Origin of the sequence: Paracoccus methylarcula, from assembly GCF_003007735.2 — a bacterium.
Taxonomy (GTDB): domain Bacteria; phylum Pseudomonadota; class Alphaproteobacteria; order Rhodobacterales; family Rhodobacteraceae; genus Paracoccus; species Paracoccus methylarcula.
The window spans coordinates 473,778-484,676 of the sequence record NZ_PXNQ02000002.1 but is presented as its reverse complement, the minus strand read 5'-3'; the positions used below and the strand labels follow the sequence as shown (position 1 = coordinate 484,676).

Here is a 10,899-nt window from a genome sequence, read left to right as displayed (position 1 = left end):
GCAACCGACGAGGGCGCGGCGGCCGAGGAAAGCGGCGCAGCCGATGCGTTGCAGGATGCGGCTTCGGACGCTGCGACGGCTGTCGAGGATGCGGCAAATGACGCCGCCGACGCGCTCGAGAACGCGATCACCATCGAGGAAGAGCCCGCCGCGAGCGAGTCGACCGGGAACTGAACCCACCCTTTCGGTGGAATATTCGAGAAAAGGGGTCGCGCGAATTGTCGTGCGGCCCTTATCTTTTGCAATCCCGGACAGAATCGCTCCGGGGCGGTCGGCAATCTATGGATGTTCCATGAAACAAATATATTCATGACATATCGTCGCATCGCGCCCTTGTGAAAGATTGTTGCGCGATGCTATGCAGACCCGATTGCGAAATCAGAGAATGGGGGGCTAGAACGCCATGAAGATTGGCGCTTTGAAGGAGAGCTACGAGGGCGAGGCACGGGTGGCGATCACGCCGTCTTCGGCAACGCATCTCCAGAAGCTTGGACATGAGGTTTTCGTCGAATCCGGTGCCGGGGCGAGGGCCGGGTTCATGGATTCCGACTATGAAAGGGCCGGGGTCACGGTCGAGAAAACGGCTGCGGATCTGATCAAGGCGGTCGATGTCGTGGCCAAGGTGCGCCAGCCTGCGGATGCCGAGATCGGTCAGATGCGCGAGGGGCAGACGCTGATCTCGTTCTTTTACCCGGCGCAGAACGCGGAACTGCTTGAAAAGGCGAAGGAACAGGGCATCACCGCCATCGCCATGGACATGGTGCCGCGGATCAGCCGGGCGCAGAAGATGGACGCGCTCAGCTCGATGGCGAATATCGCCGGATACCGCTCGGTCATCGAGGCTGCGAATAATTTCGGCCGCTTCTTCACCGGGCAGGTGACGGCGGCGGGCAAGGTGCCGCCGGCCAAGGTGCTGGTCGTGGGCGCGGGCGTGGCCGGGCTGGCCGCCATCGGCACGGCGACCAGCCTTGGCGCACAGGTCTTCGCCTTCGACGTGCGCCCCGAGGTCGCCGAGCAGATCGAATCGATGGGCGCCGAGTTCGTGTTTCTCGATTTCGAGGAGCAGGCGCAGGACGGGGCCGCGACGGGCGGCTATGCCGCGCCCTCAAGCCCCGAGTTCCGCGAAAAGCAGCTGGCGAAGTTCCGCGAACTCGCCCCGGACATGGACGTGGTCATCACCACCGCGCTGATCCCCGGACGGGACGCGCCGGTCTTGTGGACCAAGGATATGGTCGAGGCGATGAAGCAGGGCAGCGTCATCGTCGATCTGGCTGCCGAGAAGGGCGGCAATTGCGAATTGACCGTCGCCGATGAGCGGATCGTGACCGAGAACGGCGTGACCATCATCGGCTATACCGATTTCGCCAGCCGGATGGGTGCGCAATCCTCGGAGCTTTACGGCAACAATATCCGTCACTTCATGACGGATCTGACACCGAAGAAAGACGGTGTGATCAATCACGACATGGAGGATGACGTGATCCGCGGCGCCACGGTCGCGCATGATCATGACGTCACCTTCCCGCCGCCGCCGCCCAAGGTCGCGGCGATCGCGGCGCAGAAACCCAAGGAAAAGCCGAAGGAGCTGACGCCGGAAGAGCGCCGCGCGCAGGAGGTCGCGGCCTTCAAGGCCGAGACCAGGTCCCAGGTCACGATGCTGGCCGGGGGCGGGATCCTGCTGCTGCTGGTGGGGCTGGTCGCCCCGGCCAGCTTCATGTCGCATTTCATCGTCTTCGTGCTGGCCTGTTTCGTGGGCTTCAAGGTGATCTGGAATGTCGCGCATTCGCTGCACACGCCGCTGATGGCAGTCACCAACGCGATCTCGTCGATCATCATCCTCGGTGCGCTGATGCAGATCGGCTCGGGCTCGGCCTGGGTGCTGATCCTTGCGGCGCTTGCCGTGCTGATGGCGGGGGTCAACATCGTCGGGGGCTTCCTCGTCACCCGCCGCATGCTCGCCATGTTCCAGAAATCGTAAGGAGAGGGACGTATGGAATACGGATTCACCACTGCCGCTTACGTGGTCGCCGCGATCCTGTTCATCCTGTCTCTGGGTGGGCTTTCGGGTCAGGAAAGCGCCAAGCGCGCGATCTGGTATGGTATCGTCGGCATGGCGCTGGCCGTGCTGGCCACGCTGTTCGGCCCCGGTGCGGGCAACTGGTTCCTGTCGATCGTGATGATCGCCATCGGTGGCGCGGTCGGTTGGGTGGTCGCCAAGCGCGTCCAGATGACCGAGATGCCGCAGCTTGTCGCCGCAATGCACAGCCTTGTCGGTCTGGCCGCGGTGTTCGTGGGCTTCAACGCCCAGATCGAACTGGCCCGCGTGCTGCGCATCAAGGCCGAGGCCGCCGCGCATGAGTTCCAGGGCTTTGCCGCCGTCCTGGCGCACAAGACGCCCGCAGAACTGGCGATGCTGAAGATCGAGGTTTTCCTGGGCATCTTCATCGGGGCGGTGACCTTCACCGGCTCGGTCGTGGCCTTCGGCAAGCTGTCCGGCAAGGTCGATGGCAAGCCCAAGAAGCTGCCCGGCGGGCATATGCTGAACGCGGGTGCATTGGGGCTGTCGATCCTGTTCGGCATTCTCTATTGCAGCGGCGTCGGCCCGGGCGTGTTCTGGCTGATCCTGATCGCGCTTCTGGCCTTCTTCATCGGCTATCACCTGATCATGGGCATCGGCGGCGCCGACATGCCGGTGGTCGTGTCGATGCTGAACAGCTATTCGGGCTGGGCCGCCGCAGCCATCGGCTTCACGCTCGGCAATGACCTGCTGATCGTGACCGGGGCGCTGGTCGGCTCTTCGGGTGCGATCCTCAGCTATATCATGTGCAAGGCGATGAACCGGCATTTCGTCAGCGTGATCCTTGGCGGCTTCGGCGGCGAACAGGGTCCGGCGGCGGAAATCGAGGGCGAGCAGATCGCCATCGATGCCGACGGCGTGGCTGCCGCGCTGAACGAGGCCGACAGCGTGATCATCGTGCCGGGCTATGGCATGGCGGTGGCGCAGGCGCAGGCCGCGGTCAGCGAGCTAACCCGCAAGCTGCGCGCCGCGGGCAAGGAGGTGCGCTTTGCGATCCACCCGGTCGCGGGCCGTCTGCCCGGTCACATGAACGTGCTGCTGGCCGAGGCGCGGGTGCCCTACGACATCGTGCTGGAGATGGACGAGATCAACGAGGATTTCCCTTCCACGGATGTGGTGATCGTCATCGGCTCGAACGACATCGTGAACCCGGCCGCGCAAGAGGACCCCAACAGCCCCATCGCCGGCATGCCGGTGCTGGAGGTCTGGAAGGCGAAACAGGTCTTCGTCTCCAAGCGCGGCCAGGGCACCGGCTATTCCGGTATCGAGAACCCGCTGTTCTTCAAGGAGAACACACGGATGTTCTATGGCGATGCCAACGAGTCGGTGAACAAGCTCATGCCGATGATCGACTGATCCTTTTCCGGGGGCGCTTTGCGGCGCCCCCGGTCTCCGGGCGATTCGGCCCGTGACTGCCGCCTGCATGGGCAGTGCGACTAGCAATAAGTCCAGAAAACAGTTTCAATGCTGTCAGAGATTGTCCTGGCGATTGCGCGCTTGCCTGAACGCATCGGTTCGCAGTGTCATGGCCATGTCACATATGGGCGAGGGGACTGCATAATGGCTTCGGATGAATTCACGCATATCGGCAGCGGCGATCCGTCGCTTTACAACGAGGATCTCGCTCCGATTCCGCATGAGCGGCGGAACTGGGGCGCGTTCGAGATCTTCAATGTCTGGAACAACGACATCCAGAGCCTGTTCGGCTATACGCTGGCCGCCTCGCTGTTTCTCAGCTACGGGCTGAACGGCTGGCTGACCTTTGCCGCCATCGTCGTTTCGGGACTCCTGGTGATGTGGCTGGTCAACCTGTCGGGCCGTCCCTCGGTTCGCTACGGCGTTCCCTATGCGGTGATGGCGCGCGCCGCGATGGGCGTGCGTGGCGCTCGGTTCCCGGCATTGGTGCGCGGGATCGTGGCGATCTTCTGGTACGGGGTGCAGACCTATTTCGCCTCGACCGCCGTTGCGCTGGCGATCCGGGCGCTGTTCGGGATCGAGCCCGGGGCAGGGGGCTTCCTTGGCCTGAGCGGGGTGGACTGGGTCGCCTATATCATCGTTGCTGGCTTCCAGATCGGGCTGTTCCTGATGGGCATCGAATGGGTCGGCAAGTTCCTGAACTGGGCCGGACCGTTCGTCTACGCGGTGATGATCGCCCTGGCGCTGATGATCTGGTGGAAGGCCGGCAACGGCATCTGGTCCGAGATCGGCGCGATCTTCCAGGGCGCGGCCGAAAGCGAGCGCAGCACCCTGGCCGGGTTCATTGCCGTGGTCGGCACGATGGTCGCCTATTTCGCCGCCGTCATCATCAATTTCGGCGATTTCTCGCGCTTCGTGAAAACCGAGGGCCAGATGCGCCGCGGCAATTTCTGGGGCCTGCCGGTGTCGATGGCGTTCTTTTCCTTCATCGCGCTGTTCATCACCGCGGGCGCGTCGTGCTGTTCGGAGAGCGCCTGACCGATCCCACCGCGATCGTCGAGCGGGTGGACAGCCTTGGCCTGACACTGATTGCCGCCGTGACCTTCTTTGCCGCCACCGTGGGGATCAACCTGGTCGCCAATTTCATCCCGGCGGCCTATGACATCGCCAATATGTCGCCCTCCAGGATCAATGCCAGAACCGGCGGGATCATCACCGCCGCCATCGCCTTCGTCATCGGGGCGCTGTGGGTGTCGCTGATCTCGAAAATCGGCATCGCCGGTTTCGTCGATACGCTCGGGGCAATCCTTGCGCCGCTCTATGGCATCCTGATCGCGGATTACTACGTGGTGCAAAAACGGCGCCTCGTGGTGGAGCAGCTCTTCACTGCGGAAGCGTCGGGCCGCTACTACTATGATGGCGGTTGGAACAAGCGCGCGATCATGGCAGTGGGACTGGCGGCGCTGTTCTCTGTCGGGACGGTGTGGTTGCCCGCATTGCAAGCGCTGGCAGGATTCGGCTGGCTGATCGGCGCGGTCCTGGGCGGGATGCTCTATATCCTGCTTTGCGGCCGCAAATAGACTGGAGGCAGGCGTGAGCCCGGAAACCGAACATCCTTTGCGTTACGCTTTGGTGAACGAGCTTCACGCCCGACCCTCGCCCCGCCTGACCGCGCCCTCCACCTGCGTCTTCGTAGCCTTCAAGGAGCCTCGCGACGCGGCCAATCGCGACCGTGCGGTGGATCTGGCGCATCTGGTCGAGTTGACGAACCGCCATGGCGGACCGCGCCCGGATCCCGAGGACAGCCACTACCAGGGCAGGCTGGGGCGACACGACCTGAAATGGGAAAGCCATACCGAGTTCGTCACCTATATGGCGATGACGCCCGGCCTGCCGATCCGCCCCTTCGATCCCAGTGCTGCCTCGATTTTTCCCGAGGAATGGCAGCGGAATGCGCCGGGCAAGCGGATCGCCGCCGTAATGGCGCAAATCGACCTCCTGCCCGATGACCCGCAGGAGGCGCTGGACCGGATGGGCGCTTGGTTCGCAACGGACAGCGTGACCACTGTCTGGGTGCTGGAGGAGGCGGCGATGATCGCGGGCGATTTCCGCATCGATGCCGATGGCTGGATGCGCTTTGCGCTTTTCGTACGTCCGGATGTCAGCGATGGCAGGATCGGGCGGATCGTGCATCGGTTGGTTGAGCTGGAAACCTATCGAGCAATGTCGATGCTGGGGCTCGGGCGGGCGCGGTCCCTGAGTCGCCGCCTCAACGAACTGGAGCCGCGGCTGTCGGCCATCGTTGACGGCATGATCGATGACAGTCGTCCCGCCGACGAGGTGTTGCAGGAATTGCTGGCGGTATCGACTGAACTGGAGACTCAGGCCGTGCAGCATTCCTTTCGCTTTGGCGCCACCAAGGCATATGAGGCGATCGTCAGGGACCGCATCAATGCCCTGCGCGAAACAAGGCTGTCCGGGCGGCAGATGCTGACCGAGTTCATGCGCCGCCGCTACCAGCCCGCCATGCGGACCGTGAACTCGGCGGAGGAACGGCTGCGAACCATGATCGAACGCGCCAACCGCGCCGGTGAGTTGCTGCGCACCCGGGTGGATGTCGAACGCTCGGCCCAGAACCAGCTTTTGCTTGAACGCATGGACCGCCGCGCCGACCTGCAACTGCGCCTGCAGCATACGGTCGAGGGGTTGTCCGTGGTTGCCATCAGCTATTACGCGGTCGGGCTGTTGTCCTATGCGCTCTATCCGCTGGCGCAGCAGATCGGGGTGGACAAGCCCTACCTGATCGCTGCGGTGACCCCGGTTGCGGTGCTGACCGTCTGGTGGAGCATGCGGCGCATCAAGCAGCGACTGCATCATACTCATGATCGCCCGGAAGCGGAATTGTGAGTTGCAGCCATCCGTTCCGCGCGAGATAACCCCCAGCATCGGTTAACAAAGGATGATGCCATGAAGCTTTTCGTCTCTCTCGCCGCTTTGCTGGCCATGTCCGCCTGTGGTGTTCCTTTCGTCCCGCTGGTGTGAACGCAATGACCAGGCATTTGACGCTATACGGCCTTGCCCATTGCTCGACCTGCCAGAAGGCGCAGGCCGCGCTGGAAGAACATGGATGGACAGTCGATTTCCGCGATGTCCAGAAGGAACCGCTTTCAGAGGCCGAGCGCAAGACGCTCGCCGGTGAGTGGGGAGAGAAGATCATCAACCGCGCGAGCCTAACATGGCGCGGCATGTCCGAAGCGGAACGCGCCGCCGATCCGGTAGAGATGATGGGTGCGAAACCCAGTGTCATGAAGCGCCCGGCCATTGCCGCAGGGGAGCATCGCCTGCTCGGATGGACCGCCAATGTCAAGCGCGCGCTTGGGGTTCCGGCCTAGGGCAGAGCCCGTGCCGGAGCGTTAGGGGATCGCGGAAAGTAATTCATCGCCGGTTCCGTGACGCCTGCATCATATTGGTTTTTCATTGAAAATGCCAATATGATGCAGGTCATTGCTTTACGCATTTCCGGGCGTGATGCCGGTATCCGCTTTTGCTGGAAACGTTCTAGGCTTCGCGATTGGCCAATGACGCCAGAAGCGGCCGGATCGATGACAGGTCGTATCCGGCTTTCGCCGCCGTCTCGAGGATCTCGCTTTCCGGTCGTTTGCCCGCCTGCGTCAAGGCCCAGAGCACCGTGCAGCGGTTTCCCGACCGGCAATAGGCGATGACCGGGGACTGCCCGGAGATCGCGGCCGCGAAATCCGAAATCAGGGCCGGGGTGATCTGTCCGGGATGGAAGGGCAGGTAGTGATAGGCCATGCCCGCCGCCTCGGCGACGCTGGCCATCGCCTCGTGATCGATCTCGGGTTCGATCTCCTCATCGGGGCGGTTGTTGACCAGAACCTTGAACCCGGCCTCGGCAAGCCGGGACACCTCCTCGGGCAGGATCTGGGGAGAGACGGCAAGGCCAGGGCTGAGCTGACGCAGATCCATGCTGGACCCTTTCGGTTTGGCTGCGGGTTTCGCCTTGGAAGTGCCGCTTTTGATACCCTGATGTCAAGCATTCAGCCGACGGAGGCGCTGGCCGCTTCCACGAGGCTTGGCAGGGCGGTGAAATCGTCGAATGCGGCGTGATGGGGAAGCTGATCTATCGGGGTGTGCCGGTAGCCATGGCTGTAGATCATGAAGGGCACTGGCACCGCCGCCGCGCAGGCCGCATCGAATTCGCTGTCGCCGACATAGATCGCCCGCGGCGCTTCGGGATGTGCGCCCAGCCCCGTCAGCGCCGCCCGCAACGGGGCTGGATCGGGCTTTTTCTCGGGCAGCGAATCGCCGCCGATGATCTGCCCGAAGAGGTTGCGGATCCCGAAATGATCGAGAATGGCCTCGGTCGGATGCAGCGGTTTGTTGGTGCAGATCCCGAGCGAATGCCCGCGATCCGCCAGGATGCCCAATGTCTCCTCGACATTCGGGAACAGCCGGGTAAGCGAGGTCGCCGCGTGATAGCGCGTCATGAAGGATGCAAGCATGTCGCGCTGTCCGGCCGGCTCGGTTCCGGTCGCCATGCCGATCTTGCGCCAGAGGATCTCGACCCCGCCGCCGATGAAGCCGCGGACCTGATCCAGACTCAAGGGCGGAACATGGAATTCGCGCAGCACCGCGTTGACGCAGGCATGGATGTCGGGGGCGCTGTCGATCAACGTGCCGTCCAGGTCGAAAACGACCGGGCAGGGGGCCAGGCAGACATTCATGCGGCTTTCCACTTTATCGAGCATCCCATCGAAGGTATTTGTTCTTCCGGGCCTTTTCCGGTTTCCGCGATCTGGACCATGGCCTCGAAAAGCTCCCTGCGGGCATCGGCGGGAGCGGCGTCACGACGCGAGGCATCCAGGCGGCCTCGATATTGCAATTCGCCATCTGCATTGTAGCCGAAGAAATCCGGGGTGCATTCGGCGCCATAGGCCCGCGCGACCTCCTGCGTTTCATCGTAGAGATAGGGAAAGGTGAACCCGTGCTTTTCAGCCTCGACCTTCATCTGCGCGGGGCCGTCCTGCGGATATTCCGCAATATCATTGGCCGAAATGGCCACGACGCCGATGCCGATATCCTGCAGCGCCTTCGCGTCACGCACGATCCGGTCGATGACCGATTGGACATAGGGGCAATGATTGCAGATGAACATGATCAGCGTGCCCTTCGGGCCCTTGATCCCGTCAAGGCTGTGCATGCGGCCATCCGGATCAGGCAGGCTGAAATCATGCCATGGCGTGCCGAAATCGCAAACGGGGGGTGTGACAGCCATCATTTCCTCCTTTCATATGGTTGCACCGACTGTTTCCGATCCTTGCCGCAAGAGCAAGGTGGGCAACTATCGGTTTCTTGCCCGATCAAGGCTTAACCGGGCATGAATGGAAAGCCGCCATTCTCACGTTTGGTTTCATGGATCTCATTATGTTCCATAATACCGATTATTGCGATAATAGATGCCACCATCCGGCAGCGCCCTTGCGGGTCCCCCGGGCTTCCCCTACATCTGTAGGCAAAGGCAGAAGGAAACCCATATGGCAATGGAAGCCCATGACATCGAAGCGCTCATCCGCGCCGCATTTCCCGATGCGCAGGTCACGATCACCGATCTTGCCGGAGACGGAAATCATTACGCGGCCGAGGTGATCGACGAAAGCTTCCGTGGCAAGAACCGGGTTCAGCAGCAGCGTGCGGTCTATGCCGCGCTTCAGGGCAAGATGGACGGCCCGGCCGGCGAATTGCACGCATTGGCGCTGACCACGAAGGCACCGGAATAGGACATGCGGTCCCTACCCCGCATATCGAACGATTTTTGACACAATCCGCCACGTGCGGGCACGCCACCGGAAGGACAACGCAATGAGCGATGTGAGCACGCAGATCCAGGACACGATCGACTCCAATGATGTCGTATTGTTCATGAAAGGCACCAAGAAATGCCGCAATGCGGCTTTTCCAGCCGTGTCGCCGGCGTCCTGAACTACATGGGGGTCAGCTATCGCGATGTGAATGTGCTGGCCGATGACGGCATTCGCCAGGGCATCAAGGAGTTTTCCGACTGGCCCACGATTCCACAACTTTACGTCAAGGGCGAGTTCGTGGGCGGCTGCGATATCATCACCGAGATGACCCTGTCGGGCGAGCTGGACCAGCTCTTCGACCAGAAAGCCGTCGATTACGACAAGGATGCCGCCGAAAAGATCCGCCAAGCCAACGCCTGATCTTTGAAATTCACAATTAAAACAATGGCGTCACGAAGTTTCTTCGCGGCGCCATTATATTGTCGTGTTTTTTGGCAAGTTTGCCCCGTCAGGTGATTTTGTTTTTTGACGGGGGGACTTGGCCGGTTTAGTCTTCAACGATCCAAACAAGTTCCAAGGGAGGACTTCATGACCATTCGCGCAAGGGCCGCGGCAATCGCTGCGGCTATGGTTTTCGGTGCGGCGCCAATGACGGCGGGAGCACAGGAATTCATCAATATCCTGACCGGCGGCACCTCGGGCGTCTATTACCCGGTCGGTGGCGCGCTGTCGAAGATCTATACAGATGGCATTCCCGATGCGAAGGTGCAGGTGCAATCCACCAAGGCCAGCGTCGAGAACCTGAACCTGCTGCAGCAAGGCAAGGGAGAGATCGGGCTCGCGCTTGGGGATTCGGTGAAATTCGCGGCTGAAGGCAATGCCGATGTCGGATTTCCCGAGCCGCTGGACAAGCTGCGTGGCATCACGGCCATGTATCCGAATTTCATCCAGATCGTCGCCAGCGAGGAATCGGGCATCAAGACGCTCGCGGATCTGAAGGGCAAGGCGCTGTCCGTCGGCGCGCCGAAATCGGGAACCGAGCTGAATGCGCGGGCAATCCTGGAAGCGGCGGGCATGAGCTATGACGACCTGGGCAAGGTGGAATACCTGCCCTTCGCGGAATCGGTCGAACTGATGAAGAACCGACAGCTTGACGCGACATTGCAATCGGCGGGCCTGGGCGTGGCATCGCTGAAGGATCTCTCGACCTCGATCCCGATCACCGTGGTTTCGGTTCCCGAAGAGGTGGCGTCGAAACTGGGTGCCCCCTATGTCGCGGAAACGATCCCGGCCGAGACCTATGATGGCCAGGACGAGGACGTGCCGACCGTCGCGGTCATCAACTACCTGGTAAGCTCGGACGCGGTCAGCGACGACCTCGCCTATGAGATGACCAAGCTGATGTACGAGAACCTGGACAGCCTGAAGGCCGCCCATGCCGCGACCGCCGGTATCGATGTCCAGAACGCGCTCAAGGGCATGCCGGTCCCGGTGCATCCGGGCGCGCAGCGCTATTACGACGAAGTCGGCGTCAAGGCCGAGTAAACAGCGGATACGGGGGCCGGGAATATCCCCGGCCCTTCT

At 62.0% G+C, this 10,899-nt stretch carries 9 protein-coding genes and 2 pseudogenes; 8 read left to right on the top strand and 3 right to left on the bottom strand.

Features of this window, described 5'->3' with window-relative positions; translation table 11 throughout:
- Positions 1–403 precede the first annotated feature (403 nt).
- The 5 genes and pseudogenes from A7A09_RS05470 (at position 404) to A7A09_RS05450 (ending at position 6,885) form a co-directional block, all read left to right on the top strand.
- On the top strand, positions 404–1,978 hold the full coding sequence (locus A7A09_RS05470; RefSeq protein ID WP_106690411.1) for a Re/Si-specific NAD(P)(+) transhydrogenase subunit alpha: 1,575 nt from the start codon (positions 404–406) through the stop codon (positions 1,976–1,978).
- A 12-nt stretch (positions 1,979–1,990) separates the two neighbouring features.
- Positions 1,991–3,433 (top strand): NAD(P)(+) transhydrogenase (Re/Si-specific) subunit beta, encoded by a 1,443-nt coding sequence (locus A7A09_RS05465; RefSeq protein WP_106690410.1) that lies wholly within the window; start codon positions 1,991–1,993, stop codon positions 3,431–3,433.
- Between the two features lie 108 nt (positions 3,434–3,541).
- A pseudogene (locus A7A09_RS22025) lies at positions 3,542–5,073 on the top strand (NCS1 family nucleobase:cation symporter-1).
- 13 nt (positions 5,074–5,086) lie between these two features.
- On the top strand, positions 5,087–6,400 hold the full coding sequence (locus A7A09_RS05455; protein WP_106690409.1) for a DUF3422 family protein: 1,314 nt from the start codon (positions 5,087–5,089) through the stop codon (positions 6,398–6,400).
- A gap of 140 nt (positions 6,401–6,540) precedes the next feature.
- Positions 6,541–6,885 carry an arsenate reductase family protein gene (locus tag A7A09_RS05450; RefSeq protein WP_106690408.1) on the top strand — a complete coding sequence of 115 codons (345 nt, stop codon included), beginning with the start codon at positions 6,541–6,543 and terminating at the stop codon, positions 6,883–6,885.
- A gap of 166 nt (positions 6,886–7,051) precedes the next feature.
- Here the strand turns inward: A7A09_RS05450 and A7A09_RS05445 are convergent, their stop codons facing one another.
- From A7A09_RS05445 to A7A09_RS05435, 3 genes are all read right to left on the bottom strand, one after another.
- On the bottom strand, positions 7,052–7,480 hold the full coding sequence (locus A7A09_RS05445) for a protein tyrosine phosphatase family protein (protein WP_106690407.1): 429 nt from the start codon (positions 7,478–7,480) through the stop codon (positions 7,052–7,054).
- A 71-nt stretch (positions 7,481–7,551) separates the two neighbouring features.
- A complete protein-coding gene (gene gph, locus A7A09_RS05440; protein ID WP_106690406.1) occupies positions 7,552–8,238 on the bottom strand; it encodes a phosphoglycolate phosphatase in 687 nt (228 codons plus the stop codon).
- Positions 8,235–8,789 carry a thioredoxin family protein gene (locus A7A09_RS05435; RefSeq protein ID WP_106690466.1) on the bottom strand — a complete coding sequence of 185 codons (555 nt, stop codon included), beginning with the start codon at positions 8,787–8,789 and terminating at the stop codon, positions 8,235–8,237. Before A7A09_RS05435 ends, gph begins: the two co-directional genes overlap by 4 nt.
- A 259-nt stretch (positions 8,790–9,048) precedes the next feature.
- On the opposite strand from A7A09_RS05435, the gene A7A09_RS05430 reads away from it, so the two are divergent.
- The 3 genes and pseudogenes from A7A09_RS05430 (at position 9,049) to A7A09_RS05420 (ending at position 10,860) form a co-directional block, all read left to right on the top strand.
- On the top strand, positions 9,049–9,291 hold the full coding sequence (locus A7A09_RS05430) for a BolA/IbaG family iron-sulfur metabolism protein (RefSeq protein ID WP_106690405.1): 243 nt from the start codon (positions 9,049–9,051) through the stop codon (positions 9,289–9,291).
- Positions 9,292–9,373: 82 nt separating this feature from the next.
- A pseudogene (grxD, locus tag A7A09_RS05425) lies at positions 9,374–9,735 on the top strand (Grx4 family monothiol glutaredoxin).
- A 168-nt stretch (positions 9,736–9,903) separates the two neighbouring features.
- Entirely contained in the window at positions 9,904–10,860 is a 957-nt protein-coding gene (locus A7A09_RS05420; RefSeq protein ID WP_106690404.1) for a TAXI family TRAP transporter solute-binding subunit, read from the top strand.
- The last annotated feature ends 39 nt before the right edge of the window (positions 10,861–10,899 follow it).

Bases quoted from the DNA above. Each gene is read 5' to 3' on its own strand.
- A7A09_RS05470 (WP_106690411.1), top strand. From the start codon at position 404: ATGAAGATTGGCGCTTTGAAGGAGAGCTACGAGGGCGAGGCACGGGTG.
- A7A09_RS05465 (WP_106690410.1), top strand. From the start codon at position 1,991: ATGGAATACGGATTCACCACTGCCGCTTACGTGGTCGCCGCGATCCTG.
- A7A09_RS05450 (WP_106690408.1), top strand. From the start codon at position 6,541: ATGACCAGGCATTTGACGCTATACGGCCTTGCCCATTGCTCGACCTGC.
- A7A09_RS05445 (WP_106690407.1), bottom strand. From the start codon at position 7,480: ATGGATCTGCGTCAGCTCAGCCCTGGCCTTGCCGTCTCTCCCCAGATC.
- gph (WP_106690406.1), bottom strand. From the start codon at position 8,238: ATGAATGTCTGCCTGGCCCCCTGCCCGGTCGTTTTCGACCTGGACGGC.
- A7A09_RS05435 (WP_106690466.1), bottom strand. From the start codon at position 8,789: ATGGCTGTCACACCCCCCGTTTGCGATTTCGGCACGCCATGGCATGAT.
- A7A09_RS05430 (WP_106690405.1), top strand. From the start codon at position 9,049: ATGGCAATGGAAGCCCATGACATCGAAGCGCTCATCCGCGCCGCATTT.
- A7A09_RS05420 (WP_106690404.1), top strand. From the start codon at position 9,904: ATGACCATTCGCGCAAGGGCCGCGGCAATCGCTGCGGCTATGGTTTTC.